At 69.2% G+C, this 26,289-nt stretch carries 32 protein-coding genes; 7 read left to right on the top strand and 25 right to left on the bottom strand.

Annotated features, from left to right (window positions below; translation table 11 throughout):
* Positions 1–79: 79 nt before the first annotated feature.
* The 8 genes from ACOQFR_RS13610 to ACOQFR_RS13575 all read right to left on the bottom strand — a co-directional run bounded on the left by ACOQFR_RS13610 (position 80) and on the right by ACOQFR_RS13575 (position 6,332).
* Positions 80–520, bottom strand: a complete 441-nt coding sequence (locus ACOQFR_RS13610) for a hypothetical protein (protein ID WP_421382782.1) — start codon at positions 518–520, stop codon at positions 80–82.
* Positions 517–1,680: an MFS transporter gene (locus tag ACOQFR_RS13605; protein ID WP_421382780.1), complete on the bottom strand. Its 1,164-nt coding sequence runs from the start codon at positions 1,678–1,680 to the stop codon at positions 517–519. The genes ACOQFR_RS13610 and ACOQFR_RS13605 overlap by 4 nt, the downstream gene beginning before the upstream one ends.
* A 79-nt stretch (positions 1,681–1,759) precedes the next feature.
* Positions 1,760–3,007 (bottom strand): DUF4785 domain-containing protein, encoded by a 1,248-nt coding sequence (locus tag ACOQFR_RS13600; RefSeq protein ID WP_421382778.1) that lies wholly within the window; start codon positions 3,005–3,007, stop codon positions 1,760–1,762.
* Positions 3,008–3,010: 3 nt separating this feature from the next.
* Positions 3,011–3,865 carry a hypothetical protein gene (locus ACOQFR_RS13595; protein WP_421382776.1) on the bottom strand — a complete coding sequence of 285 codons (855 nt, stop codon included), beginning with the start codon at positions 3,863–3,865 and terminating at the stop codon, positions 3,011–3,013.
* Between the two features lie 276 nt (positions 3,866–4,141).
* A complete protein-coding gene (locus tag ACOQFR_RS13590) occupies positions 4,142–4,507 on the bottom strand; it encodes a cupin domain-containing protein (RefSeq protein ID WP_421382774.1) in 366 nt (121 codons plus the stop codon).
* Between the two features lie 26 nt (positions 4,508–4,533).
* Positions 4,534–5,433, bottom strand: coding sequence for a dienelactone hydrolase family protein (locus tag ACOQFR_RS13585; RefSeq protein WP_421382772.1), 900 nt, complete (start codon positions 5,431–5,433; stop codon positions 4,534–4,536).
* A 4-nt stretch (positions 5,434–5,437) separates the two neighbouring features.
* Positions 5,438–5,863: an LIC_13387 family protein gene (locus ACOQFR_RS13580; RefSeq protein WP_421382770.1), complete on the bottom strand. Its 426-nt coding sequence runs from the start codon at positions 5,861–5,863 to the stop codon at positions 5,438–5,440.
* A 16-nt stretch (positions 5,864–5,879) separates the two neighbouring features.
* Positions 5,880–6,332, bottom strand: a complete 453-nt coding sequence (locus tag ACOQFR_RS13575) for a hypothetical protein (RefSeq protein ID WP_421382768.1) — start codon at positions 6,330–6,332, stop codon at positions 5,880–5,882.
* Between the two features lie 298 nt (positions 6,333–6,630).
* Here ACOQFR_RS13575 and ACOQFR_RS13570 point away from each other — a divergent pair, with 298 nt between their 5' ends.
* Positions 6,631–6,804 (top strand): hypothetical protein, encoded by a 174-nt coding sequence (locus ACOQFR_RS13570; RefSeq protein ID WP_421382766.1) that lies wholly within the window; start codon positions 6,631–6,633, stop codon positions 6,802–6,804.
* Positions 6,805–6,807: 3 nt separating this feature from the next.
* Here ACOQFR_RS13570 and ACOQFR_RS13565 read toward each other — a convergent pair whose 3' ends face one another.
* The 17 genes from ACOQFR_RS13565 to asnS form a co-directional block, all read right to left on the bottom strand.
* Entirely contained in the window at positions 6,808–7,410 is a 603-nt protein-coding gene (locus ACOQFR_RS13565) for an HAD family hydrolase (protein WP_421382764.1), read from the bottom strand.
* Positions 7,411–7,415: 5 nt separating this feature from the next.
* A complete protein-coding gene (locus ACOQFR_RS13560; RefSeq protein ID WP_421382762.1) occupies positions 7,416–8,099 on the bottom strand; it encodes a DUF2461 domain-containing protein in 684 nt (227 codons plus the stop codon).
* A complete protein-coding gene (gene sbcB / locus ACOQFR_RS13555; RefSeq protein WP_421382760.1) occupies positions 8,096–9,535 on the bottom strand; it encodes an exodeoxyribonuclease I in 1,440 nt (479 codons plus the stop codon). Before sbcB ends, ACOQFR_RS13560 begins: the two co-directional genes overlap by 4 nt.
* Positions 9,532–10,890 carry an FAD-dependent oxidoreductase gene (locus ACOQFR_RS13550; RefSeq protein WP_421382758.1) on the bottom strand — a complete coding sequence of 453 codons (1,359 nt, stop codon included), beginning with the start codon at positions 10,888–10,890 and terminating at the stop codon, positions 9,532–9,534. The genes sbcB and ACOQFR_RS13550 overlap by 4 nt, the downstream gene beginning before the upstream one ends.
* Positions 10,887–11,945, bottom strand: a complete 1,059-nt coding sequence (locus ACOQFR_RS13545) for a diguanylate cyclase (protein WP_421382756.1) — start codon at positions 11,943–11,945, stop codon at positions 10,887–10,889. The genes ACOQFR_RS13550 and ACOQFR_RS13545 overlap by 4 nt, the downstream gene beginning before the upstream one ends.
* A complete protein-coding gene (gene kynU, locus ACOQFR_RS13540) occupies positions 11,942–13,207 on the bottom strand; it encodes a kynureninase (protein ID WP_421382754.1) in 1,266 nt (421 codons plus the stop codon). Before kynU ends, ACOQFR_RS13545 begins: the two co-directional genes overlap by 4 nt.
* Positions 13,204–14,211 (bottom strand): amidohydrolase family protein, encoded by a 1,008-nt coding sequence (locus tag ACOQFR_RS13535; RefSeq protein WP_421382752.1) that lies wholly within the window; start codon positions 14,209–14,211, stop codon positions 13,204–13,206. The genes kynU and ACOQFR_RS13535 overlap by 4 nt, the downstream gene beginning before the upstream one ends.
* Positions 14,212–14,339: 128 nt before the next feature.
* On the bottom strand, positions 14,340–14,858 hold the full coding sequence (locus ACOQFR_RS13530; RefSeq protein ID WP_421382750.1) for a 3-hydroxyanthranilate 3,4-dioxygenase: 519 nt from the start codon (positions 14,856–14,858) through the stop codon (positions 14,340–14,342).
* Entirely contained in the window at positions 14,855–15,289 is a 435-nt protein-coding gene (locus ACOQFR_RS13525; protein ID WP_421382748.1) for a RidA family protein, read from the bottom strand. The genes ACOQFR_RS13530 and ACOQFR_RS13525 overlap by 4 nt, the downstream gene beginning before the upstream one ends.
* The gene (gene can, locus ACOQFR_RS13520; protein WP_421382746.1) at positions 15,286–15,948 is read right to left on the bottom strand and encodes a carbonate dehydratase; all 663 of its coding nucleotides are present in this window, start codon (positions 15,946–15,948) and stop codon (positions 15,286–15,288) included. The genes ACOQFR_RS13525 and can overlap by 4 nt, the downstream gene beginning before the upstream one ends.
* Positions 15,949–15,951: 3 nt before the next feature.
* Positions 15,952–17,397, bottom strand: a complete 1,446-nt coding sequence (locus tag ACOQFR_RS13515) for an aldehyde dehydrogenase (RefSeq protein WP_421382744.1) — start codon at positions 17,395–17,397, stop codon at positions 15,952–15,954.
* 42 nt (positions 17,398–17,439) lie between these two features.
* On the bottom strand, positions 17,440–18,252 hold the full coding sequence (gene nei, locus ACOQFR_RS13510) for an endonuclease VIII (RefSeq protein WP_421382742.1): 813 nt from the start codon (positions 18,250–18,252) through the stop codon (positions 17,440–17,442).
* A gap of 60 nt (positions 18,253–18,312) precedes the next feature.
* A complete protein-coding gene (locus ACOQFR_RS13505) occupies positions 18,313–18,600 on the bottom strand; it encodes a PilZ domain-containing protein (protein ID WP_421382740.1) in 288 nt (95 codons plus the stop codon).
* Positions 18,601–18,612: 12 nt separating this feature from the next.
* The gene (locus tag ACOQFR_RS13500; protein WP_421382738.1) at positions 18,613–19,401 is read right to left on the bottom strand and encodes an SDR family oxidoreductase; all 789 of its coding nucleotides are present in this window, start codon (positions 19,399–19,401) and stop codon (positions 18,613–18,615) included.
* A 23-nt stretch (positions 19,402–19,424) separates the two neighbouring features.
* Positions 19,425–19,778 carry a hypothetical protein gene (locus ACOQFR_RS13495; RefSeq protein ID WP_421382736.1) on the bottom strand — a complete coding sequence of 118 codons (354 nt, stop codon included), beginning with the start codon at positions 19,776–19,778 and terminating at the stop codon, positions 19,425–19,427.
* 10 nt (positions 19,779–19,788) lie between these two features.
* On the bottom strand, positions 19,789–20,085 hold the full coding sequence (locus ACOQFR_RS13490; RefSeq protein WP_421382734.1) for a hypothetical protein: 297 nt from the start codon (positions 20,083–20,085) through the stop codon (positions 19,789–19,791).
* 3 nt (positions 20,086–20,088) lie between these two features.
* Entirely contained in the window at positions 20,089–21,486 is a 1,398-nt protein-coding gene (asnS, locus tag ACOQFR_RS13485; protein ID WP_421382732.1) for an asparagine--tRNA ligase, read from the bottom strand.
* Positions 21,487–21,596: 110 nt separating this feature from the next.
* Between asnS and ACOQFR_RS13480 the strand changes: the two genes are divergently transcribed.
* From ACOQFR_RS13480 to alr, 6 genes are all read left to right on the top strand, one after another.
* Positions 21,597–21,923 (top strand): HesB/IscA family protein, encoded by a 327-nt coding sequence (locus ACOQFR_RS13480; protein WP_421382730.1) that lies wholly within the window; start codon positions 21,597–21,599, stop codon positions 21,921–21,923.
* Positions 21,924–22,174: 251 nt separating this feature from the next.
* The gene (gene rpsF / locus ACOQFR_RS13475) at positions 22,175–22,573 is read left to right on the top strand and encodes a 30S ribosomal protein S6 (protein WP_421382728.1); all 399 of its coding nucleotides are present in this window, start codon (positions 22,175–22,177) and stop codon (positions 22,571–22,573) included.
* A 20-nt stretch (positions 22,574–22,593) separates the two neighbouring features.
* Positions 22,594–22,824 carry a 30S ribosomal protein S18 gene (rpsR, locus tag ACOQFR_RS13470; protein ID WP_421382726.1) on the top strand — a complete coding sequence of 77 codons (231 nt, stop codon included), beginning with the start codon at positions 22,594–22,596 and terminating at the stop codon, positions 22,822–22,824.
* Between the two features lie 92 nt (positions 22,825–22,916).
* Positions 22,917–23,366: a 50S ribosomal protein L9 gene (rplI, locus tag ACOQFR_RS13465; RefSeq protein ID WP_421382724.1), complete on the top strand. Its 450-nt coding sequence runs from the start codon at positions 22,917–22,919 to the stop codon at positions 23,364–23,366.
* A 231-nt stretch (positions 23,367–23,597) separates the two neighbouring features.
* Positions 23,598–24,986, top strand: coding sequence for a replicative DNA helicase (locus ACOQFR_RS13460; protein WP_421382722.1), 1,389 nt, complete (start codon positions 23,598–23,600; stop codon positions 24,984–24,986).
* 90 nt (positions 24,987–25,076) lie between these two features.
* Positions 25,077–26,261: an alanine racemase gene (alr, locus tag ACOQFR_RS13455; protein WP_421382720.1), complete on the top strand. Its 1,185-nt coding sequence runs from the start codon at positions 25,077–25,079 to the stop codon at positions 26,259–26,261.
* Positions 26,262–26,289: the final 28 nt, after the last annotated feature.

Below are 26,289 nucleotides of genomic sequence, written 5' to 3'. Positions count from 1 at the left end.
AGGCTTGCCTGCAGGGATGTCCGCTTTTTTGGTCGAAAGCGGACAGGCGCATTAGCTAGCTACGCCATTGCCCGACAGCTCAGCTACCCGAGGGTGGGTTCGGATCCGGCTCGGGTCGCGGCCTGGCCCACAGCCACAGCGCCACCAAGGCGACGAAGGCCGGCACCGAAATCGCCAGCGCCTTGATCGCCTCGACCGCGTAGACCGGGTCACCGCCAAAGGCCACGATCACCAGATCCAGCAGCGGAGGCCCGGACGACGTGCCGTTGCCGCCATCGGTCTTCAGCGGCGTGGCCACCAGCGCGAGCAGCGGCCCCCACGCCAGCGCCCGCTTCCAGATGCTTTTCACCTTCCGGGTCAGCAGGTAGATCACTCCGGCGATGGGCAGGGCGAGGATGGCCGTGATCGCATAGGCGATGAACATCAGGCCCGAAAAGTCGGAAGCCAGGGCCTGGCCGGGCACCAGGGCCAGGCTGGCGAACGCCAGCAGCGAACGGGCTTTGCAGGGATGCTTGTTCATGGCGAGCTGCTCACGGGAATGGCCGGCACCGTCCGCCGCAGCGCGTAGACCACCCACGCCACCGCAGTAACGCCCGCGCCCAGCAGGAAGGCCAGCCTCCCGCCGCCCGCGCTTTCCCACGCCAGCGCGGCCATGCCCGCGCCCAGCACGCCGCCCACGCCCGAGCTGAAGCCGTACAGCAGGCTCTGGCCGGCAGCGGCGCGCCTGCCGGGGAAGTAGTCGGCCATCAGGCGCATGCAGCAGGCGTGGAAGACGGCGAAGCTCAGCGCGTGCGTGCTGGCCGCCAGCACCATCACCGGCAGCGAGTGCGCATACAGTCCGGTGACGGTCCAGCGCAGCACCGTTGCCGCCATGCACACCATGATCAGCCGGCTGGCGCCGAAACGCGCGATCAGGCGCGGGGCCTGCCAGAACATGCCGATCTCGACCAGCACGCCCACGGCCCACAGCAGGCCAATGGCGGCGCCCGAGTGCCCCGCGGCCTGCATGTGCAGCGTGTAGAAGACATAGAACGGCCCGAAGCCCACCTGCATCAGCAGCGCCATCAGCAGGAAGCGGCGCACGCCCGGGCGCTTCCACAGATGGCCGGCGTCCCCGACGGTGTCCACGTGGTCGGGCGGCGTGTCGCGCCGGTGCGGCCAGGCCGCCATCAGCATTCCGACGAACAGGGGCAGGGTGAGCCACGGGAAGGCGCGGTCGCCGAAGCGGTCCATCAGTGCGCCGTAGGTGGAGGCCACGAGCAGGAAGCCGATCGAACCCCAGACGCGCAGGCGGCCGTAAAGATCCGTGCGCGGCCCCAACGCGGTCAGTGTCATCGCCTCGAACTGCGGCATCACCGCGTTGTAGAACAGGCCGAACGCCGCCATCACACCCAGCAGCGCCCAGGCCGATTCCGTGGCGAGAAAGCCCGCGAAGCACAGCAGCGTCAGCGCGCAGCCCGCCACGAACCAGTGTCCTGGCCGGGCGCTGCGCCCCGACAGCGCCGCCCACGCCGGCGGCGACACGATGCGGCTTCCGTACCACAGCCCCAGCATCGCGCCGACCACGTAGCCACTGTGGCCCAGCCCGTCCACCCAGCGGCCCACGTACGGCGTGTACGCGCCCAGCGCGGCGTAATAGAAAAAATAGAAGATCGAGAAGCGCCGGAGGCTGGCGTCCATTCCGTGGCGGGTCCGAAAAGAAAACGGCCGGACCCGAAGGCCCGGCCGTCATCATCGCCGGTTTGCCCGGCGGCCGGAACTAGCGCTGCGAGACGCGGCCGCCGCGCACCGGGGCCACCGGCGCCGGTGCACGCGGCGCCGGGGCGCTGCGCGCGCCGGCCTCGCGGGCTGCCAGCTCACGCGTGTCCAGCGTGCCCATGCGCGTCTGGTCCTTGAGCTCCAGGAAACGCAGCTCGTAGGGCGCACCGAATCCGGTCGGCACGTTGCCCGGGCCGAAGGCCAGTGCGAGCTGGCGCTTGCCGGCCGCGAACCACTGCGCCGCATGCGCCTGCGCCACCGGTCGGCTGACGCCATCGCTGCCCGTGGCGAACAGCGTGCCGCGCACCTCATAGCGGCCGGGCGCGGCCACCTGCACGGGCAGGTCGAAGCGCAGCCCCTTGGCATCGAAGGCATAGCTGCCGCCGAAGCGCGCCGTCGGCCGCGAGATCGCCACGGCGGTGCGGGCATCGCGCTGCACGCTGCCGCCCTTGGCCAGCGCGCCGCCCGAGAGCTGCACTTCCCACAGGCCCGGCTCGCCGCCGGCGTCCAGCGGCACCTGCAGCCGGGCCTTGCCGTCCACGAAGGCCAGCGGATAGCTGCGGCCCGAGGGCGAAACCAGTTCGCCGCCGATGCGGCCGCCGCCCAGCTTGGCCTGGCCGTCCTGCATCAGCGCCGCCACTTCCAGGGTATCGCCGGCCAGCAGCTGGCTGCGGCTGGACTGCGCGCGCAGCACCAGCGTGCTGTTGGGTTCGAACACATGCACCAGGTACTGGCCGCTGGCCTTGGCCAGCTGCAGCTGGAAGCGGCCCTGGCCGTGCGCGTCGGCCAGCTGCACCACGGCCGAACCGTCCGGCACGTCCATGCCGGCCTGCTGCAGCTGCTCGGTGGTGGCCTTGCGCTGGAAGCCCTGCGGCTCCGGGATCAGCTTGCCGTTGCGCAGCACGCGCAGGTCGTCCGGGCTCACCTTCGCAGTGCCCAGGGCCGGGCTGACGCGCACCACGGCGCCGGGCGCGCTGGTGTCGATGGCCACGCCGCGCTTCATTTCCGAGGCGTCCACCAGGGTCCAGAACTCGCGGCTCTCGGCCTGGTAGGGTGCCTGCGTTTCGACGCCGGCCATCGGGTCCAGCGCCCAGGCGTAGGACAGGGCCTTGCGCTCGAACTCGCCGGCCGGCGCGGGCGCCGACTGCAGCAGGCGCGGCGAGGCGTCCTGGCTGCCGGCGGGCAACAGGGTGCCGGCCTGGGCCGACAGGGAAAGGGACATCAGTACCAACAGGAGGCGCTTGTTCATGGCTCAGGACCTCATGTCGTTGCGCAGGATGGTGTCGAGGCCGAAGCAGGCCCGGCGGCTCTGGTTGTGCGACAGCGGTTCGCTGCCGGCCATGCGCGCCTTGTCCTGGAACCACACGCTGCCCGCGGCCGACTGGCTGGAGCATTCAAGGAAGCCGTCCGAGCACGAGTTGAGCCACAGCTGCGTGGTCTCCAGGCCCACGTTCTCGACGTAGCCGCCGCAATAGCTGTCGCTGTCCCAGATCGCGGAGTCGACGTCGGTGCCGACCACCGTGCGGAACAGCTTGGGCAGGGCCGGGCGGCCGGCGGTGCCGTAGAGGTTGTTGGCGTTGTAGCTGGCCATCCAGCTGGTCTGCTGCATGCGCACCGCGTCGTTGCGCTGGCCGACGATCCAGCCCAGCGAGGTCTCGAACACGTTGCCCGCGATCACCGCATTGGCCAGCGGCGTGCCGGCCGACGAGGGCGCCAGCGCGTTCACCCGCACCGTCTTGGCGATGATGTTCGGGTAGCGGCTGTCGTAGGTGGGGTTGGAAAGGATCCAGCGCATCACGTTGCCGCCGTTGCTGTGCGTGATCACGATCAGGCGGGTGATGCCCTTGCTGTTGATGAAGCTGGTGAGCTGCCCGGCCAGGCAGCCGCCGGCCGCCGCGTCCCACATGTACTTGGTGAAGTCACAGTTGATCACCACGTAATTGGCCGGATTGGCCAGGCCGCCGCGCACGTTGTTGACGAACTCGGGCTTCCAGTAGTCGGCCGTGGCGTTGGTCTGTTTGCCGGTGCCGTGCACGAAGGCGACGCCGGTGTTGGCATTGCAAAGGCCGGATGCGGCCGCGAGTACGGCCAAGAGTAGATAGCGCACGATCCCTCCCCAGGAATTCGTTTGCGAAACGCGGCGACCCCGTCCCTGCGTGACCCCGTCCATCAAGAAGCCGGCACTCCAATGCGCCGGCGTATGGGGGTCGAGACTACGGACTAAATCGTGACGGTCAACACATTTCGATGCTGCAGTGCGGCAGCGTATGGATGGCGCGGCGCAACAAATTCAATGGCTTGGCGCTTGCCCGCCGAAGGGGCCGTTCAGGCGGGAGGGGTGCCTCGGGACGTTCGGCCGATGTGCGGGGCGTGCCGCAGGAAGCTAGACCCAGACATTGTCCGGTGCGGTGTATGCGCCCCCGGCGTCACCCGTGTTCACCACGCCGCGGGGTTCGACCAGCATCACGCTGCACTCGCGGGTGGCCACGGGACGGTGTTCCGTTCCCCTGGGCACGACGTACATCTCGCCCGCCGCCAGCGGTACCGTCTTGTCCCTGAATTCCAGGGTCATTTCGCCTTCCACGACAATGAAGACTTCGTCGGTGTCGGCGTGGGCGTGCCAGACGAACTCTCCCATCACCTTGACCAGCTTGAACTGGTAGTCGTTCATTTCAGCGATGACGCGCGGCGACCAGCATTCCTCGAACAGGGACAGCTTTTGCCGCAGGTTGATGGCAGTGTTCGACATGCATCGGCTTCCTTCTCCGGCTTGGTTCACTGTGGGTCGACGCAATCGACGAGCCACGCCACGATCGCGTCGAATCTTTCCTGGTCCAGGGCATGCCCGCGGTCCACGCGCAGTTGGGTGATGAAGTCGCCGCCGGCGCGGGCTACCACCTGGTCGGCGTCCCGCGAGTATTTGTCCTGGGTTCCCGACACGACCAGGGTCGGGCGGGGACCGATGGCGGCCAGCACGTCGTGTGTGTCCATGTCGCGGGCGAGGCCGGGCACGGCTTCGAACAGCGTGATCCCGGTCTTCTCCCGCCGGCGCGTCGCGAAGCTGCAGACGGCGCCGCTGATGCAGGCGAATCGGCAACGCGCATCCACGGCGGCGTGGTAAAGGGCCGTGTAGCCGCCGTAGGAATGCCCGGCGACGCCCACGCGCCGCGCGTCCAGGCCGGTGGCCCCCAGCAGCACGCTCAGCGCCCGCTGTGCGTCGTCCAGGCATTTGCGCATCAGCAGGTCGCCGTCGAGCAGGCGGTAGCTCATCGCGCTGTAGTGCTGCAGCCAGTCATAGTCGTCCGGCAGCACGCCCTGCACCGATTCGCGCCGGTCCTCGAAGCTGATCGCGTCCGGGGCCAGAACCGCCAGGCCCCGGCGCGCCAGCGCCGGCCCGAAGGCCTGGAACGGATCGCCGACCAGGCCCGCCACTTCGCTCTTGCCGAAGTGGAACTGGCCGTTGTGCTGGTGGAAGACCACCACGCCACCCACCGGGTCGCGAGCCTGGGGCTTGAACAGGTAGGCCGGGATCAGGTCATCCTCGCGGCCGCGGTATTGGATCCGTTGGCGCACGTAACCATCGCCCTCGACGACCTCGCCGTGTTCGAAGTCCATGGGCACCGGATCAGCCAGGGCCAGGCGGGTGCGGAGCGTGCTTGCAGGGTGGGAAACCATCGGATCAGCCTCCGTGTGGCCAGAACCGGGCCGCGGCGATGCTCGCGGCGAAACACAGCACGCAGGCGGCCATGCCCGCGGTCGGGATGCTGAACCAGTAAACCCTCGCCAGGACCAGCAGGCACAGCAGCATCGCGAACCCGACCGCGAGCAGGAAGTTGGACGCGAACAGCACCTGCGGCTGCGCCATCGCGAGGTAGGCGAACACCAGCGCGAACAGAACCAGCCCAAGCCCGTGGCTGGCGTTGAAGCCCACCCACGCGCGCCAGACGGTGGTTTCCGCCGTGAGGCTGAGCGGCGCGCGCTGCATCGCGTCCAGCAGCGAAGGATCCCGCGGCAGCAGGCGCGAACCGGAGAAGGTGTAGGCAAGATGGATCACGCCCAGCAACAGCGCGATTCCGGTGCTCAGCAGCATCAGTAGCCGGGACATGGGGATTGCTCCTTGCTTAGCGTTCGGCGGCCGGGGTCATGGCGGCATCGGCGTTGCCGCGTCCGCCAAGCCAATGCGCCGCGGCGTGGCCCAGCACGCCGGCGAAGGCGGCCACGTTCGCCCACCAGCTCACCGGTCGCTGGAGATCGGGGCCATAGGGCTCCAGGAAGAATGAATAGGCCAGCAGCAAGGGCGCTGCCAGGATCAGCAGGCTCGACGAGGTCTGCAGCGGTCGTGCGAATCCCCGCGGTGCGCGGGCCAGATGACAGCCCAGCAGGGCGTTGGCGATACCGGACCACAGCAGGTAGATGTGCGCCGAACGAAGGAACAGTCGCGGCCCGTCCGGCATGCCGACCAGGTGGTCGTGGACCTTGTCCAGGTACTGGCCGGTCAGGACGAAGGCGGCCAGGGTCACCAGGCCCATCACCAGGTGCAGCTGCCGCAGGCAGCTCCGTGGGTGTCGGTACATCCGGATGCTCCTCCCTGGCGATATCCGGCGTCGGCGAGGCGGATAGTGCGCAAAGATGGGGCCCGGCAACAGTCTTGTGGCGCCCCCGATTCTGTGAGCACTCTGGCGGCGGGTCCCGGGCCCGTCGCTAGCCTCCGGGCGGCAGCTTGCACGAAACATTGCACCGCATCCGTGCAAATCGAATCACCCCGCTTGAACCGATCATGACGCCGCGCACGCCGGGCCCGGTGCCGTCGGCGAAGGATATGAGTACAGTGGGCGCGGTTCGACCAACCGGTCGGCGACAAAAGGACGTGCCATGTCATTCGCAATCTATCTGGTCGGCTTGCTGCTGGTCATCGGCGGCATCGCCTGGGGCCTGGTCACCCTGGGGCTGGCTACGCTGTACGTGGTGATCATCTGCCTCATCGCGCTGGGCCTGGGCATCATGACCGCGGTATCGCGCACGCGTTCCAAGGACCCGCCGCAGTAAATCCTACGGCTCCGCCCGGCCGTCCAGGCCGCGATAGCAGGCCTCGTGCGCCAGCGCCAGCAGCTCACGGTCTTCTGGCGTGTCGCCGTAGGCGTAGATGCGGCCGAAGCGCGCGAGATCGTACTGCTGGCGCACACGCCTGGCCTTCTCCGCGCCGACGCACTGGTGGCCCTGGTAGCGGCCCGTGAGCCGGTCGCCGTCACGTTCGAGCTGCGAGCACAGCAGGGCCAGGCCGTGCTGCCGCGCCCACGGGGCCAGGTACACGTCGAGTCCGCCGGACACCAGGGCCACGGTATCGCCGCGATCGCGATGCCAGCCGATGCGCGCCATCATTTCCGGACGGAGCACGGTGGGCAGGTAGTCTTGCGCGAAGGCCTGGCCGTGGCCTTCCAGTTCCGCTGCCGGCACGCCGCGGAAGCCCAGCCGGCAGATCGCGGCGCGCACCACCGTTCCCGGCACTGCGCCGATGCGGTAGCCCACGACCAGCGGCATCAGCAGCGGCTTGCCCCAGGCCAGGCGCCGTGGCCGCACCGCCCGGTGCATGAACACCGGCATCGTTTCGCGGTCGGTGAGGGTGCCGTCGAAATCGAACAGCGCCAGGTCCATCGGCCTCAGAACTCCAGGTCCAGCGCGGCGCAGAGGTAGTCCACCATCGGCGCCATGCCGGTGAAGCCGCTGGCCACGGCCTGGCGCAGGCGCGGGCCCAGCACCGTCTCGTCGTCGAGGCCGGCGCCGGCGACGAAGTCCTTGCGCTTGAGGTCTTCGATCAGCTCATGGTCGGCCGGATAACCGCGCGGCGGCCGCACCAGCGTGTCGCCGGTGAGCTCGAAGCGGCGCCTGAAGGCAGGCGCGCGCGTGGCGGCCTTCCAGCCGGTGGGGTTGTCCACCATGAAGTTGCGGATGCGGCGCTGCGTCTCGGGCTCCGGGTGCCAGAGGCCGGCGCCGAGGAAGCAGGCGCCCGGCTGCACGTGCAGGTAGAAGGAGGGTGCCGGCACGGTCTTGCTGCGCTCGTGGAAGAAGCGCGCGCCGGACCAGGTCTTGTAAGGGGTCTTGTCGTTCGAGAAACGGGTGTCGCGGTGGATGCGGAACAGCGAGCCGCCCATCGCGCGCGGATCGGCGCGGTAGTGCGCACTGATCACGGCCAGGTCCGGCTGCAGGTCGGTGATCAGCTGCAGGAAGGGCTGGCGCAGGTGCGCCTCGTAGTCGGCCTTGTGCGCGTTGAACCATTCGCGCGAGTTGTTGCGCCCCAGCGCGCGCAGGAACTTGAAGGTTTTGGCGGTGAAGTAGGTGCTCATGCCAGTTCTTGCTCCAGGTCGTGGCCCCAGGCCTCCAGCGCGTCCAGCCAGGCCTGCGCCGGGCCAGGGCCCTGGCTGGCGCGCAGGGCGGCGATCTCGGCGCGGTAGCCGGGGAAATCGTATTCCGACAAGCCGGTTGCCGTGCCCAGCCGGTGGCGACGATAGTCGTCCCAGCGCGACTGCTCGGATGCGTCGAGGGTGTCGGGCCAGTTGCGGGCACGGTAGCGGAACAGCAGTTCGGCATAGCGCGGGTCGTCGAAACGCGGAGCGAAGTCGGCCAGTTCGGACGGCAAGGCGCTGCGCACACGCGGGAACAAACGCTTGTCGGCATCGGACGGGAAGCCGTCGTACAGCGCCGCATCGGCGTCCGCGGGTTCGCGCGCCGCGTCGGCCGCGAACACCCGCCGCACCTTCTCGGCCAGGCCGGGCGCGGCGCGCAGCTCGGCCGCGCGCGCCAGGCAGGCCTCGCGGTCGATGCCCAGGCGCTGGAAGTCCGACTCGCGCAGGTGCGCCAGCGGCAGCAGCACCGGGCACTTGTTGGTGTGCACTTCCTTGAGCGGGATGCGCCGCTCGCCCTCGGGCAGGTCGGCCGCCGGCGTGTACAGCCGGTCGGCGATGTCGCCGGGTTCCATCGTCAGCAGGGCGGACAGGTCCTCGTCCAGACCGCAGACGATCACCCGCGATTCGATCCGCGGATGCCGCGCGATCGGGGCCACCAGCGCCGCGCAGTGCCGGCTGGCGGGATAGCGCGAGGAGATGTGCAGCAGCGGCGTCATGTTGGCCACGTCCAGCAGGGCGCCCACCTTGCGCTTGTCGCGCAGTTCGAAGGCGTAGTCCCACAGCCGCGGCTGCGCGGCCTTGAAGCGGCGCGCCAAGCCGATCAGCGCACGCACGTCCGACAGCGCCTCGTGCGCCTCGCCCTCGCGCACGCCATTGGCCAGGGCCAGGTGCTCGAGCTTGAAGCTGGGCGCGCCGTCCTCGCGCAGCGGCCACTGCAGCCCCTCGGGGCGCAGGGCTTCGGCCAGGCGCAGCACGTCCAGCAGGTCCCAGCGCGAATTGCCGTTGCGCCACTCGCGTTCGTAGGCGTCGTGGAAATTCCGGTACAGGCCGAAACGCACGAACTCGTCGTCGAACCGGATCGAGTTGTAGCCCACCGCGCAGGTGCCCGGCTGCGACAGCTCCTCGGCGACCCGGCCGATGAAGTCGGCTTCGCGCAGGCCCTCGGCCAGCGCGCGCTGCGGCGTGATGCCCGTGATCATCGTGGCCGCGGGCGAGGGCAGCAGGTCTCGCGCGGGCTGGCAGAACAGGCTCACCGGCTCGCCGATGGGCTGCAGGTCCAGGTCGGTGCGGATCGCCGCGAACTGCGCGATGCGGGTCCGGCGCGGATCGCGGCCGAAGGTTTCCAGGTCGTACCAGAGCAGGGACTTCGCGCTCACTCCAGCGGATCCAGCTGCGCCAGCACCTGGGCGTCGGCGGCGGCGAGGTCGACTTCCTCCACGCCGGCCTTGCCCTGCGTGGCCTGCACCAGGATCGCGCGCTGCACCTTGCCGCGCGCGAAGGCGGTGGCGTAGGGCACGCGCAGGAAGCTGACCATCGAATAGCGCGGCACGAAGCGGCCCGGGTGGCGCTCGGCCAGCACGCGCTCCAGCGCGCGCTGCAGCAGCCAGTCGGCGTCGTCCACGCGGTCGCGCATCTCGACGTAGTTCTCCAGCGCCATGGCCTGGATCGCGTCGGCATTGGGCCGGCGCTCGGCCTCGAAAGCGGCGAACGCCGCGGCGAAATCCGGGCTGGCGGCCAGGTGGCGGTCCAGCGCCACGCAGTCCTCGAAGGCGCAGTTCATGCCCTGGCCGTGGAAGGGCACCATGGCGTGCGCCGCGTCGCCCAGCAGCACGGCGCGTCCGTCCAGGTGCCAGCGCTGCAGCGACAGCGTGCCCAGGCCGCTGACCGGGTTGTTGGTCCAGTCGGCGTCGAAGTCGGGCACCAGCGGCAGCGCATCTGCGAAGTCACGCGCGAAGAAGTCGCGCGCCGCGGCCAGGTCGGGCAGGGTGGCGAAGCTGGGGTCGCCCCGCATCGGCAGGAACAGCGTCACCGTGAAGGTCTGTTCGGTGTTGGGCAGGGCGATGCACATGTAGCCGCCGCGCGGCCAGATGTGCAGGGCATGGGGCTCGATGCGGAAGCCGCCGGAGGCATCGGGCGGTATCTCGAGTTCCTTGTAGCCGTGGCCCAGCGGCTCGAAGCGTTCGCCCAGGTCCACGCGCGGGCGCATCGCCTCGCGCAGGCCCGAGCCGGCACCGTCGCAGCCCAGCAGGGCCTCGAAGTCCTGCACGTGGGCGTCGCGGTCGTGGTCGTTGACGAAGCGGGCGCGGCGCGCGTCGAAGTCCACGCCGTCCAGGCGCCGGTTGAAATGCAGCCGCGCCCCCGCCGCCTCGGCGGCGTCGAGCATGGCGATGTTCAGGCGGCCACGGTGCACCGACCAGATCACTTCGCTGTCGTCGCGGCCGTAGCGCTGCAGCTGCTGGCCGCCGCCGGGCGGATGCACCATGCGGCCGCGCATCATCACCGCCTGCGCCATCACCGCGTCCTGCAGGCCGGCCAGGCGCAGCGCATTGAGACCGCGCTCGGCCAGGGCCAGGTTGATCGAGCGCCCGCCTTCGTAGCCGCGCGAACGCGGGTCGGGGCGCTTCTCGAACACGTCCACCGACCAGCCCCGGCGGGCCAGCAGGGTGGCGAGCAGGGCGCCGGCCAAGCCGGCGCCGACCAGGGTGAGAGAACGTTCGGGGCTGGGATTCAAGGTTGGGGGACTCGGACAGGGGCGGCGCCTTCGGGCGTCGCCGGATCGGCAGGGGCGGACACGCTGCAGCGGTTGCGGCCGCTGCGCTTGGCCTCGTACAGGGCGCGGTCGGCGCGGTCGAGCGCGGCGGTGACGCTGCCTTCGCCGCGCACCCAGTGCGACACGCCGATGCTCACCGTCACCGGCACGCCCTGGAAATCGGCGGCCTCCACCGCGGCGCGCAGCTGCTCGGCCAGCACCGCACCCTCGGCCACCGGCACGTCGGCCAGCATCGCCGAAAACTCCTCGCCGCCGTAGCGGAACAGCGGGATGTCCGGGTCCATCGCGCGCCCGAGCTCGGCCGCCACCTGGGTGATGATGCGGTCGCCCACCAGGTGGCCGTGCAGGTCGTTGATGGCCTTGAAGTAGTCGATGTCGATCAGCAGGAAGGTGCAGCGGCGCGCGCTGGACCGTGGGCCGGCCAGCTGTTCCAGCGCTTCGTTGAAGGTGCGGCGGTTGAAGCAGTTGCTGAGCGCGTCGTGGTCGGAGTGGTAGCGCAGCATCAGCGCGGCCCGCTCCTGCAGCAGCGCATAGGTGTACATGAAGCACACCAGCAGGCCGTAGCCGCTGGCGAAGCGCACCACGTCGATGCCGGGCACCAGCGGCAGGGTCATCGCGGAGGCGTAGAGGCCGAACAGCACCATCGCCACCAGCGCCCGGTCAGAACGCAGCAGGAACACGATCACCGGCGGGAAGATGTAGGCCCAGTGCTGCATGTTGCGGCCGTGGTACCAGCCGAAGGCCATCACGCCCACCATCAGCAGGGCGATGGCGCAGAAGAACACCGTGCCGCCCGTGTGCCGCGGCAGCACCAGCAGCGCCACGATGCAGGCCAGGGCAATGCCCAGCACGATCCAGGCCAGCTGGGCGGTGTCCTGCAGGCCCATGCGCACGTTCACGCTGCCCAGTACCACCATCAGCACCGCGATCAGCACCGACAGCACCATCGCCACGCGCCAGCGCATCAGCTCGCGCAGCAGGCTGAAGGAATCGCGGCGCAGGCTGATCAGGCTCACGGGGCGGCGGGTCCCTGCGACCAGGCGGCGACCGCGGCGACGAAGCGGTCCACGTCGGCGTAGCGGTTGTACAGCGGCACCGGCGAAATGCGGATCACGTCGGGCTCGCGCCAGTCGCCGACGATGCCGCGGGCCGCCAGGTGCTCGAACAGCGCGCGGCCGCGCTCACGGCCACCGGCCACGCGCAGGGACAACTGGCAGCCGCGGCGCGCGGGCTCTGCCGGCGTCACCACCTGCAGGGTCTGAGGGCAGTGCTGCGCGATCTGTGTTTCCAGATAGCCGGTGAGCTTCTCCGACTTGGCGCGCAGCCGGTCCATGCCGGCCTCGGCGTACAGGTCCAGCGAAACGCGCAGCGGCGCCAGCGCCAGGATCGGCGGATTGCTCAGCTGCCAGCCTTCGGCACCGGGCGTGGGCACGAACTCCGGACCCATGCGGAAACGCGTGGCCTGGTCGTGGCCCCACCAGCCGGCGAAGCGCGGCAGCTCGGCGCGCGCATGGCGCTCGTGCACGAAGGCTCCGGCCACCGCGCCGGGTCCGGCGTTGAGGTACTTGTAGCTGCACCAGGCGGCGAAGTCGGCGCCGCTGTCGTGCAACTGCAGCGGCAGGTTGCCGGCGCCGTGCGCCAGGTCGTAACCCACGGTGCAGCCGCGGGCGTGCGCCAGCCGCGCGATTTCCTTCAGGTCGAAGGCCTGGCCGGTGCGGTACTGCACGCCCGGCCACAGCACCAGGGCGATGCGGTGGCCGTGTTCGGCCAGCACGCGTTCGATGGCCTGCATCGAGATGGTGCCCGCGGGTTCGTCGGGCGCCAGCGTGATCAGGTCGGTGGCCGGGTCGAAGCCGTGGAAGCGGATCTGCGAGGCCACCGCGTGGTGGTCTGAGGGAAACGCGCCGGCCTCGATCAGGATCGCGGGCCGCTCCCGGGTGGGACGGTAAAAGCTCACCATCAGCAGGTGCAGGTTGGCGGTCAGCGAATTCATCGCCACCACCTCGACCGGCAGCGCGCCCACCACCTGCGCCAGCGCGTCGCGCACGCTCTCGTGGTAGGGCATCCACGGTTGCTTGCCGCGGAAGTGCGCCTCCACGCCCAGTTCCGACCAGTCGTCCAGTTCCTGCATCAGCGCCGCACGCACGCCGCGCGGCTGCAGGCCCAGCGAGTTGCCGCAGAAATAGGCCTGGTCCTGGCCGTCATGCTGCGGGATGTGGAAACGTTCGCGGAAATGCCGCAGCGGATCGGCGGCGTCGAGTTCGGCGGCCGTGTTCATTCGAACCTCGTGCGGGTCAGGCCCAGCCATTCCAGCGCAGTGCCGTGGTAGAGCCTGGCCTGCTCGGCCTCGTCCAGGCCCAGCGAGGCGATGCCGGCCCCCGGCACCTGCTCGCCCAGCGGGAAGGGGTAGTCGGTGCCCAGCATCACCCGCGGCACGCCGACGGTGTCGAGCAGGTAGCGCAGGGCGCGGTCGTCGGCCACCCAGGAATCGAAGTACAGGCGCGGCAGGTAGCTGCGCGGGTTGTGCGGGTTGTCGGTGGCCACCAGGTCGGGGCGCATGTTGAAGCCGTGCTCGATGCGGCCGATGGTGTAGGGGAAGCTGCCGCCGCCGTGGGCCAGGCAGATCTTCAGGCGCGGGAAACGCTCCAGCACGCCGCCGAAGATCAGCGCGCAGGCGGCGCGGCTCTGTTCGGCCGGCATGCCCACCAGCCAGGGCATCCAGTACTTGGGCATGGACTCGGTGCCCATCATGTCCCAGGGGTGCACCAGGATGGCGGCGCCCAGGTCCTGCGCCGCCTCGAAGAAGGGCAGCAGTTCGGGCGCGTCCAGGTTCCAGTCGCCGATGTGCGAGCCGATCTGCACGCCCTGCAGGCCCAGCTGGTCCACGCAGCGCTCGAGCTCCTGCACCGCGAGGCGCGGCGACTGCATCGGCACGGTGCCGATGCCAGCGCAGTGGCGCCGGAAATCGCGGCAGGCCTCGGCCATGTGGTCGTTGAGCGACTGGTGCAGCTCCAGCGCGTGCTGGGGCTTGGCCCAGTAACTGAACATCACCGGCACGGTGCTCAGCACCTGCACCTGTACGCCGAACCGCGCGTAGTCGGCGATGCGCTCGGCCGGGTCCCAGGTCTTGGACCAGATCTCGCGAAAGAACTTGCCGTCCTTGTAGATGCGCGCCCGCCCGTCCTCGTGGTGGATCACGGGGAAGCGCGGGTCCCCATACTTCTCGGCCAGGTTAGGCCAGGTCCGGGGCAGGTAGTGCGCATGCGTATCGATCTTGAGCATCAGGTGGAGTCTCTTGTGGAGCTTTTGCCGCGGATTGACGCGGATAAGATCGGATGGAGCAGAACGGGAGCTTGTTGGATGCGCGGGTCTTTATCCGTGTTCATCCGCGAAAATCCGCGGCTGATGCTTCAGGGATAGCGTTCAGGTGCGGGGTTGAGGTGGCCGCAGGCGGGGCAGGTCCGATGTGCGACCGAGGAGTAGAACCTGTCGAAGACGGCCGGGAAATCGGTTTCGATGTTCTTCAGGCCGAAGAATTCCTCGTAGAGCTTGTGGTTGCACTGCTCGCAGAACCACATCAGGCCGTCTTTTTCGTGCGGCAGGCGCTTGCGCTCGATCACCAGGCCGACGCCGCCGGCGCTGCGCTGCGGTGAATGCGGCGTGCGGGGCGGCAGGTAGAAGACTTCGCCGGCCCTGATCGGGATGTCGCGGGCGGCGCCGTCCTGCTGGATGCGCAGCACCATCTCGCCTTCGAGCTGGTAGAAGAACTCCGGGCCTTCGTCCCAGTGGTAGTCGGTGCGGGCGTTGGGCCCGCCGACGATCATGATGATGAAGTCGCCGTCCACGATGCACTTGTTGCCCACCGGCGGCTTGAGCAGGTGCCGGTGCTCGTCGATCCAGGCCTGCAGGTTGAAGGCCGATCCGATCATCGGTGGTTCTCCGGGAATGCCGCCACGCACTTGAGCTCGATCGCGATCGGCGTCGGCAGCGAGGTGATGCCCAGCGTGGTGCGGCAGGGCGCCTTGTCGATGTTCGGGAAGTATTCGGCCCAGACGCCGTTGTAGGCGTGGAAGTCGCGCGACATGTCGGTGAGGTAGACGGTGACGTCCACCAGCCATTCCCAGCGGCAGTGGCTGGCCTCCAGCACCGCGCGCACGTTGGAGAACACCGAATGGCACTGGGTGACGATGTCATAGTCGATCAGGCGGCCGGCGGCGTTGTACACGTTGCCCGGGATGGCATTGCTGCCGGGCGTGCGCGGGCCGATGCCGCTCAGGAACAGCAGCTGCCCGACGCGGCGGGCGTGCGGATAGCGCCCGACCGGGTGCGGCGCCTTGTCGGTCTGGATGATCTCGGTCATTTCAGCAGCTGCCCGCTGTTGCGCACGGTGTCCAGCGCCATCTTGTAGGCCACCGGCAGTTCCTCCATCGAGTCCACGCCCATGCCCAGCTCGCGCACGCGGCCGTCGAGCAGGGAATAGACCCAGCCGTGCACGCTCAGCTTCTGGCCGCGGGCCCAGGCGTCCTGCACGATCGTGGTCTGGCAGACGTTGACCACCTGCTCGATCACGTTGAGCTCGCACAGGCGGGCGTGGCGCAGGGTTTCCATGTCCAGTTCGGCAATCAGCCCGGCGTGCTTGCTGGACACGTCGGCGACGTGGCGCAGCCAGTTGTCGGCCAGGCCCACGCGCGTGCCGGTCAGCGCGGCGTGCACGCCACCGCAGCCGTAGTGGCCCACCACCAGGATGTGTTCGACCTTGAGCACGTCCACCGCGAACTGGATGGTGCTCAGCGCATTGAGGTCGGTATGCACCACCACGTTGGCGACGTTGCGGTGCACGAAGACCTCGCCCGGCTGCAGGCCGGTGATCTGGTTGGCCGGCACGCGCGAGTCGGAACACCCTATCCACAGGTACTTGGGCGCCTGCTGCTGCGACAGGCGGCGGAAGAAGTGCGGGTCCTCGGCGCGCATGGCCTCGGCCCAGGCCTTGTTGCGGTCAAGCAGTTCCTTCAGCGGCATGTGTTACCCCAGGTCGATGCTGACATTCTTGGCTTCGGTGAAGAAACGAAGGGCTTCCCAGCCGCCTTCGCGCCCCACGCCGGATTGTTTGACGCCGCCGAAGGGCGTGCGCAGGTCGCGGTTCATCCAGGTATTGACCCAGACCACGCCGGCCTCGATGCGCTCGGCCAGGCGATGGGCGCGGCCCAGGTGGCTGGTCCACACGCTGGCGGCCAGGCCGTAGGGCGTGGCGTTGGCGAGCATCAGCGCGTCTTCTTCGGTGTCGAAAGGCTGCAGCGTCACCACCGGCCCGAAGATTTCTTCGGTATTGCTGCGGCAGTGCGGGCCCAGGCCTTCGATGATGGTGGGTGCGATGAACCAGCCCTCGCCGCAACGGCCGGCGGGCTTCACCGCTTCGGCGCCGCAGAGCACGCGGCCGCCTTCCTGACGGGCCCGGTCGATGCAGGCCATGACCTTGTCGAAATGCGCCTGCGACACCACCGGTCCGAGGGTGGTGGCCGGGTCGGCAGGATCGCCAACGATCATGGCCTGCGCGCGTGCCACCAGCGCATCGCGGAATTCGTCGTAGTAACTGCGCTCGACCAGGATGCGCGAGCCGCACAGGCAGATCTGCCCCGAGTTGAGGAAGGCCGAGCGCAGCACGGTGTCGAGCAGCTTCTCGCGCGGGGCATCGGCGAACACCAGGGTCGGGTTCTTGCCGCCCAGCTCGAGCGATGTCTTCTTCAGCGTGCGCGCACAGGCCTGTGCGATCGCGGTGCCGACCGCGGTGCTGCCGGTGAAGCTGATCGCCTTGACGTCCGGATGGTCGACCAGGGCCTGGCCCACGCCGGTGCCGCGACCCTGCACGATGTTGAGCACGCCGCGCGGGAAGCCGATCTCGCGCGCCAGTTCGCCCAGCATCCACGCGGTCACCGGCGTCACTTCCGAGGGCTTGCCGACGATGCAGTTGCCGGCGGCCAGGGCCGGCGCGAACTTCCAGGTGAACAGGTACAGCGGCAGGTTCCAGGGGCTGATGACGCCGACCACGCCCAGCGGCTGGCGCAGGGTGTAGTGCACCACGCCCGGGGCCGAGTGCGATTCGCTGGCGAACTGGGTGGCGGCCGCGGCGAAGAAGCGCAGGTTGGCCACGGCGCGCGGGATGTCCAGGCTGCGGGCCAGGGCCAGCGGCTTGCCGACGTCGCGGGATTCAGCCGCCGCGAAGGCGTCCAGGCGCGCTTCCAGGGCATCGGCCAGGCGGTGGATCCAGGCGGCGCGCTCGCTGGCTGCCAGGCCCGACCACGCCGGGAAGGCTTGCTGCGCCGCGGCCACGGCCGCCGCCACATCGTCGGGGGTGCCGTCGGGGCAGGTGGCGTAGGCCTGGCCGGTGGCGGGTTCGAACACCTCGAGCACGGCGCCCGCGCCCGAATCCCGGGCCTGGCCGTCGATGAGTTGGGTCAGCCGCAGGTCCATGCCGGCAAGCTTACCCGCCACCGCCTCCCAGTAGGAGGGGCCTCAGGCCTGGCAGACCTTGCACCAGTAGAGCCGGCGGCCGCCGAGTTCGTGCCGGACCACCACGTCGCCGCAGCGCCGGCAGGGCTCGCCCTCGCGATCGAAGACCTCGAATCGGAAGCCTGCGGGCGTATCGGTGAGGTAGTCCTCGCGCAGGCCGGCCGCACGCCGGATGCCGCGCGTGGCATAGCTGGCGCGCGGCACCGACAGCAGGGCCGCTGCCAGGCGTTCGATCTCGTCCGCGTCCAGGTCCCTGGGCGCGCGATTGGGGGCGATGCCGGCCACGAACAGCACTTCCGAGCGCAGGTAGTTGCCCATGCCCGCCAGGAAGGCCTGGTCGAGCAGCAGCGCCACCAGCGAGCGGCCGCTGAAACGGCGATCGCGCAGCCGCGCTGCGACCGTGGCCACCTGCAGCCGCGGATCCAGCACGTCGGGACCCAGCTTTGCGAGGAACGGATGCCGCGGAAGCTCCGCGGTCTTCCACATTTCCACCTCGGACGCGGAGTAAAGCAGGATCGCCTTGCGCGCGGTCTCCAGTGCCACCCGCAGCGAGCGCGTGGTCTCGGGCCGTTCGCCGGCCTTGGCCACCTTCCACACGCCGTAGAGCTGGTTGTGCGAATACAGGGTGATCCCGTGGTCGAAATGGGTGAGCAGGGCCTTGCCGTGCGGCTCGATCGCCAGGATGCGGTGGTCCACCAGGCTGCGCTGGTAGCGCTTGAGCTCCGGGAACGCGAAGAAGGCGGCGGTGAGTGGCTGGCCGACCACGGCCTTGGCCAACTGGTCGGCGGCGCGGCGGATTTCGGGACCTTCAGGCATGGCGGCAGTCTGTGGCGCGACGCGTGCAGGGGGCGTGGTGCCGCGCTTCGAACGCCAGGCTCAGGTCCGCGCCGGCGGCACCGTCTGCGGTTCGTGGTATTCGAAGCCCAGCGATCCGGGCTCGACCCGCGCCACCCGGGCCGTCACCACCACCGCCGGCCCGGGCAGGTCGAAGAAGATCAGCTGCACGATCTCGGCCACTTCCAGGCCCCAGTCCACCGGACGGAACAGGCCGCAGCCGCCTTCGGACAGGTCGGTCACCTCGCACAGCCAGGCCCGGTCTCCGCACATCACCATCACCTGGGCGGCGTAGGGCACGCGGTCGGACCAGCGGACGTTCACATCCATAAGCGGGGGGCCTCAGAGGGATCGGGTGCGGCCGCCGTCGACCGGCAGGTTGATTCCATTAACGTAGCCCGCCGGAACGGAGGCCAGGAAGGCGATGGCCGCGGCGATTTCCGCCGGCTCGGCGAAGCGCCCCGCGGGCACCGTGGCCAGCATGCCCTTGGCGATGGTATCGGCCGGCTGGCCGGTGGCCGCGGCACGCTCGGTGAGAATCTGGTCCAGCCGCTGCGTGCGCGTGTAGCCCGGCAGCACGTTGTTGACCGTGATGCCGAACGGGCCCAGCTCGCTGGCCAGTGTCTTGGCCCAGGACGCAACCGCGCCGCGGATGGTGTTGGACACGCCGAGGTTGGCGATCGGCTCCTTCACCGAGGTCGAGATGACGTTGACGATGCGGCCCCAGCCGTCGGCCTTCATGCCGGGCAGCACGGCCTGCACCAGGCGCTGGCCGGCCACCAGGTGCTGGCCGAACACGGCCACGTAGTCGTCGGGCGAAGCGGCATGCGCGGGACCGCCCGGCGGGCCGGCGGTGTTGTTGACCAGGATGTGCACAGGCTGCGCGGCGCACAGCGCCTGCACCGCCGCCGACAGGCCTTCGCCGTCGGACGCATCGGCCGCGACGAAGCCGTGGCGCTGGCCGGGGGCGGGGCAGGGCAGGGCGGCCGCGACTTCGCTAAGGCGGCTGGCGCGGCGCGACAGCACGGTCACGTCGGCGCCCATGGCCGCCAGGGCCTGCGCGGTGGCCAGGCCGATGCCCTCCGAACCCCCGCAGACGAGGGCGTGCTTGCCTTGCAGGGGGTGGCTCATGCGCGGGGCTCCGTGTGGCGCGCTCAGTCGCGGCCGGTGAGGGGGGTCTTGAGCGGCTGCATCATCAGTTCGCGCAGCGATTCGTCGTCGTCGGCGCGCGGCGGCTCGATCTCTTCCAGGTCCAGGCCCCAGGCTTCCGCGTCGTCGGCGTCCATGCCGTCGAGCTCGCGGAAGTCGGCGTCCAGCAGCTGGGCGCGGGCGATGTCCTCGCTCTCGTAGATGTTGACGCGGCCGTCGCAGTCGAAGACTTCGGCCACGCCGCTCTCCAGCACCCGCAGCCGCGACCACACCAGCATGCGCGGCAGCACCGCCAGCCACCAGTGGTCGCCGGTGGTGTCGCGCGGGTCGTAGCCGTCGTCTTCGCGGGATTCGTTCATGGGTTCGTCCTTACTGCAGTGCGATCAGGGCCACCACGCCCAGCGACCCGATCAGGGTCAGCCAGCCGCTGCCGGCGGTGATGCCGGCGAAGAAGTTGAGGTTGCGGTCGCCGGCGGCGCGGTGCTTCCAGCGCATCAGCCACCAGCTGTAGCCCAGGCCGCCATCCTCGGTGCCGGGCGCGAATGCGATGCGACGGTCCAGCTGGTGCCGGAAGGCCAGCACCCGGAACCCGAAATGCGCGGGCGCCGCCGAACCGGCCAGGCCCAGGAAAAGGAACAGCAGCAGCGAGCCCGCGCCCGTACCCATGCTTCAGAACGTCGCCAGTCCCGGTGCGCGCGGGTAGGGGATGGCGTCGCGGATGTTGCCCAGCCCGCACACGTACACCACCAGGCGCTCGAAGCCCAGGCCGAAGCCCGCGTGCGGCACCGAGCCGTAGCGGCGGAAATCGCGGTACCAGCCGTAGTGCTCCGGGTCGAGGCCGAACTGCGCCATGCGCGCGTCCAGCACGTCCAGGCGCTCCTCGCGCTGGCTGCCGCCGATGATCTCGCCGATGCCGGGCGCCAGCACGTCCATCGCGGCGCAGGTGCGGCCGTCGTCGTTGAGGCGCATGTAGAAGGCCTTGATCTGCTCGGGGTAGTTCATCACCACCACCGGGCGGCCGACGTGCTGCTCGGTCAGCCAGCGCTCGTGTTCGGTCTGCAGGTCCAGGCCCCATTCCACCGGGTAGTCGAACTTCTGGCCCGACTTCTGCAGCACCGACACCGCTTCGCTGTAGTCGATGCGGGCGAAGGGCTCGCGGATGAAGGCCTCGAGCTTGCTGACGGCGGTCTTGTCCACGCGCTCGGCGATGAAGGCCAGGTCGTCGGCGCGCTCGGTGAGCACGGCCTTGAACAGGTACTTGAGGAAGGCCTCGGCCAGGTTGGCGTCGTCGTTGAGGTCGGCGAAGGCGATCTCCGGCTCGATCATCCAGAACTCGGCCAGGTGGCGCGTGGTGTTGCTGTTCTCGGCGCGGAACGTCGGCCCGAAGGTGTAGACCTTGCTCAGGGCCAGGCAGTAGGCCTCGACGTTGAGCTGGCCGGACACGGTGAGGAAGGTTTCCTTGCCGAAGAAGTCCTTGGCGAAGTCGACCTGGCCCTGGCCGTCGCGCGGCAGGTTGGCCAGATCCAGCGTGGATACGCGGAACATCTGGCCCGCGCCCTCGGCGTCGGAGGTGGTGATGATGGGCGTGCTGATCCAGTAGAAGCCCTGCTCGTGGAAGAAGCGGTGCACGGCCTGCGCCAGGCAGTGGCGGATGCGGGTGACCGCGCCGAACAGGTTGGTGCGCGGACGCAGGTGCGCGAACTCACGCAGGTACTCCATGGTGTGCTGCTTGGGCTGCATGGGGTAGGTGAGCGGATCCTCCACCCAACCCACCACCTCTACCGCCGTGGCCTGGATCTCGAACTTCTGGCCCTTGCCTTGGGAGGCGGCCAGGGTGCCGGTGGCCAGCACCGCGCAGCCGGCCGAGAGCTTCTTCACCTCGCCGTCGAAATTGCCCAGGGCATCGGTGGCGACCACCTGGATGGGATCGAAGCAGGAGCCGTCGCTGACGTTGACGAAGCACAGCTTCGCCGACTCGCGCACCGTGCGGACCCAGCCGCGGACGGTGACTTCGCTGCCGGGGGCGACTGCCCCGGACAGCGCCTGCTGGACGCTGACCACTGCCATGCTCTTGAATCCCTGCCCCTGCGGGCCAACCTTGGTGAGACCGCAAGGATACCCGCAGGCGTGGATTCACGCAGCGCCGGTATACTGCCCGCAGTTCCGGAGACCCGCCCATGGCCGTCACGCTCACTCCCACCGCCGTCGCCCGCATCCGCAGCTACCTGGCCGAGACGCCGGGCGGCATCGGCCTGCGCTTCGGGGTGCGCAAGTCGGGCTGCTCGGGCTTCGCCTACGTGGTGGACATCGCCAAGGCGGCCGGTCCCGACGACACCGTGTTCGAGACCGACGGCGTCGCCGTGCGGGTGGATGCCGACAGCCTGCCCCAGGTGGACGGCACCGAAATAGATTTCGTCGCCCAGGGCCTGAACCAGCAGTTCGTCTTCCGCAACCCGCGGGTCTCCGCCGAATGCGGCTGCGGCGAATCCTTCACCACCGCCTGAACTCCGCAAGTCCGCAAGTCCGGGGTCAGAGTAGGTTCAGCCTGCCCGCGCCGGCCGCCGTGCGGGCAGGCTGAACGTACTCTGACCCCGGATTTGCCCTGGTTTTTCCTTTTGGGACAGGGGCTTGCGGGCAGGTGGTCGGCTTGGGCATAATACGCGGCTCCCGAATCCCGGGAGACCTTGCTCCACGGCCGATCCAGATGCCGGGGGCTGCCAGGCCATCACGGCCGCATCCACAAGGAAACAATCCAATGCGTCACTATGAAATCGTGTTCATGGTCCATCCGGACCAGAGCGAGCAAGTGCCCGCCATGATCGAGCGCTACAAGTCGCTCATCGAGGCCGACGGCGGCAAGATCCACCGCCTGGAAGACTGGGGCCGCCGCCAGCTGGCGTACTCCATCGACAACCTGGTCAAGGCCCACTACGTCCTGCTCAACATCGAGTGCGGCCAGAAGGCCCTCTCCGAGCTCGTCGACGGCTTCCGCTTCAACGACGCCGTGCTGCGCCACATCGTTCTCGCCCGCGAGGAAGCGGTCACCGAGCAGTCCCTGATCATGAAGAGCAAGGACGAGAAGAGCGAGCGCCGCCCGCGCCGCGACGATGAAGAGAACAGCATCGGCATCGCCGCCACCGACGACGCTGCCTGAGCCCGAGACCGGAGACCGACATGAGCAAGTTTTTCCGCCGCCGCAAGTTCTGCAAGTTCACGGCCGATGGCGTCAAGCAGATCGACTACAAGGATCTGAACACCCTGCGCCAGTACCTGACCGAGAACGGCAAGATCGTGCCGAGCCGCATCACCGGCACCAAGGCCAAGTACCAGCGCCAGCTGCAGACCGCGATCAAGATCGCGCGCGAGCTGGCCCTGATCCCGTACACCGACAACCACCAGAACTGAGCCCGCGCCTCCGGGCCTGCGCTCCAACCCGTCCCAACGGACAGCCAACAGTTGCGGGGCCGCGCGCCCCGCTAACGTGACGGAGCTACAAGATGAAACTGATCCTCCTGCAGAAAGTCGTGAACCTCGGCACCCTGGGCGACCAGGTCGACGTCAAGCCGGGCTACGGCCGCAACTACCTGGTGCCGTTCGGCAAGGCCGTGCCGGCCACCGCCGCCAACATCGCCACCTTCGAAGCCAAGCGCGCCGAGTACGAGGCCAAGGCCAACGCCATCCTCTCCGACGCCGAAGCCCGCAAGGCCAAGCTGGAGGGCGCCACGGTCACGATCCCGGCCAATGCGTCCACCGAAGGCAAGCTGTTCGGTTCGGTCGGCCCGCGCGACATCGCCGAGGCCTTCACCGCCGCCGGCCACAAGCTCGACAAGAGCGAAGTCGTCATGTCGGAAGGCGCGCTGCGCCGCACCGGCGAGTTCGACATCGAGATCCGCCTGCACGCCGACGTCCAGACCACCGTCAAGGTGCTGGTCGAAGCCGAAGCCTGATCCCTCGCTTACGCTACACCTGAAGGGCGCCTCCGGGCGCCCTTCTTTTTTCTGTCCGCCGTGCCCCGACAGTCCCTGGGCCTGTCTCACCTGGTGAGAGGCCCGCGGGAGAAACTGCCCACCGGTTATCCACAGAGTTGTCCGTGTTGTCCGGGCGAGGGGATCGGTACGATGGCTGACCCGATGCATCACCCAACGCTGATCCCTTTCGGCGCTTCCACGAAGGCTGACATGCCCGCACGTTCCGAGTCCTTCCGCTCCGAAGCCAAGATCGACGCCCTGCGCCTGCCGCCCCAGTCCGTGGAGGCCGAACAGGCCGTGATCGGCGGGCTGATGCTGGCGCCGGACTCGCTGGACCGCGTCGGCGACTTCCTCACCGAACACGATTTCTACCGCCGCGACCACCGCCTGATCTACCGCGCGATCCGCGAGCTGAGCGAAAAGAACAAGCCCTTCGACGCGGTGACCCTGGGCGAGTGGTTCGAGTCCAACAGCCTGTCCGAGCAGATCGGCGGCACCGGCTACCTGATCGAACTGGCCTCCAGCACGCCCTCGGCCGCCAACATCCGCGCCTACGCCGAGATCGTGCGCGAAAAGGCCGTGCTGCGGCAGCTGATCGAGGCCGGCACCGAGATCGTCAACGACGGCTTCCAGCCCGAGGGCCGGGACAGCCAGGAAGTGCTGTCGGCCGCCGAGATGAAGGTCTTCAAGATCGCCGAGCAGGGTCGTCGCGGCCGCGCCGACTTCGTGCCGCTGCGCGAGGCGATGAAGGACGCCTTCGCCATCCTGCAGGACCGCTACGAGAACCAGGGCAACATCACCGGCCTGCCCACCGGCTTCCACGACCTGGATGAGATGACCGCCGGCCTTCAGCCGTCCGACCTGATCATCCTGGCGGCGCGTCCGGCCATGGGCAAGACCACGCTGGCGCTGAACATCGCCGAGTACGGCGCGCTCAAGACCAAGAAGGCGGTGGCGGTGTTCTCGATGGAAATGTCGGCCTCGCAGCTGGCCTTCCGCCTGATCTCGTCCATCGGCCGCGTCAACGCCACCCGCCTGCGCACCGGCCAGCTCGAGGACGAAGACTGGTCGCGCGTGAACATGGCGATCAAGATGCTGTCGGAAGTGAAGGTCTTCATCGACGACACGCCGGCGCTGTCGCCCGACGTGCTGCGCTCCAAGGCGCGCCGCATCAAGCGCGAGCACGACCTGGGCCTGATCGTGGTCGACTACCTGCAGCTGATGCAGGTGCCCGGCTCGGCCGAGAACCGCACCAACGAGATCTCCGAGATCTCGCGCTCGCTCAAGGCCCTGGCCATGGAGCTCAAGGTGCCGGTGATCGCGCTGTCCCAGCTCAACCGCGGCCTGGAATCACGCACCGACAAGCGGCCGGTGATGAGCGACCTGCGCGAGTCCGGCGCCATCGAGCAGGACGCCGACATCATCATGTTCATCTACCGCGACGACTACTACCACAAGGACTCGGCCGACAAGGGCCTGGCCGAGGTGATCATCGCCAAGCAGCGTAACGGCCCCACCGGCATGGCCAAGCTCAAGTTCTTCGGCGAGTACACCCGCTTCGACAACCTGGCCCGCGACAGCGTCGGCAGCTTCGAGTAGCGGGCCGTCGGCTTCGTGGCGGCGCCGCGACCATTGCCCGCCTTCGGCCGCCGACCCGACGGCGTCGCATCCAGACGCTACAATCCGGTCATGACGTCTCCGTCCCCGAGTCCCGTTTCCCCGGTCGGCCAGCGCCCCACGCGCGTACGCGTGGACCTCGACGCCCTGACGCACAACCTGCACGCCCTGCGCGCGCACGCGGGCGTGCCGTTGATGGCCGTCGTCAAGGCCAATGCCTACGGCCATGGCCTGGTGCGGGTGGGCCTGCATCTGCAGGCGCAAGGCGTCGAACAGCTGGGCGTGGCCTTCCTGGAGGAAGGCGTGGCCCTGCGCCGCGCCGGCGTGCACGTGCCGATCCTGGTGATGGGCGGCATCTTCGGCCCGCAGGCGGCCGAGCTGATCCGCAATGATCTGGAAATCACGGTGTCCTCGATCGACAAGCTGCGCCAGGTCGAGGCGGCGGCCGAGGCGCTGGGGCGGAAGGCCACCATCCACCTCAAGATCGACACCGGCATGGAGCGCATCGGCGTGCACAGCTACCACGCCGGTGGTTTCATCGAAGCCGCGCTGGCTTCGCGTGGCTGCGTCATCAAGGGCGTGTATTCGCACCTGGCCTGCGCCGACGATCCGGACTCGCCGATGACGGCGCGCCAGCTCGAGCGTTTCCTCGAGGCCTGCGCGCATTTCACGCGCCTGGGCGCGCCCATGCCGGTGCGGCACCTGGCCAACTCCGGCGGCGTGCTGCATTTTCCGCAGACCCACCTGGACCTGGTGCGCCCCGGCATCGCGCTCTACGGCGTGCTGCCCGATCCGGCCTCGCGGCCCACGGTGGACCTGCGCCCGGCGTTGTCGCTGGTCTCGCAGGTGGTCTACTTCAAGGTGGTGCCGGCGGGACATCCGGTGAGTTATGGCGCCACCTGGGCGCCGGCGGTGGATACGCGCCTGGTGACCATTCCCATCGGCTACGGTGACGGGTATCCGCGCGCGCTGTCCTCGCGCGGCGACGTGCTGGTGCGCGGCCAGCGCCGGCCCATCGTCGGGCGCATCTGCATGGACCAGTTCATGGCCGACCTGGGTCCGGACGGCACCGCCTACAACGAGGACGCCGTGGTGTTGATTGGTGGCCAGGACGGCCAGTGGATCCGCTGCGAGGACGTGGCACAGGCGGCAGGCACCATCCCCTACGAAATCCTGGTCGGCCTCAATGGCCGGTTGCCGCGCGAGTACGTGGGCGGTGATGCCGCGCTGGCGGCGTCCCTGGCCGGGGCCGGCTAGACGCCGCCTGCACGCGCCTGGCCTCAGG

This window comes from Arenimonas sp. MALMAid1274 (assembly GCF_049195245.1).
Lineage (GTDB): Bacteria > Pseudomonadota > Gammaproteobacteria > Xanthomonadales > Xanthomonadaceae > Arenimonas.
The sequence above is the reverse complement of the archived record's forward strand: the minus strand, read 5'-3'. Positions and strand labels throughout refer to the sequence as shown.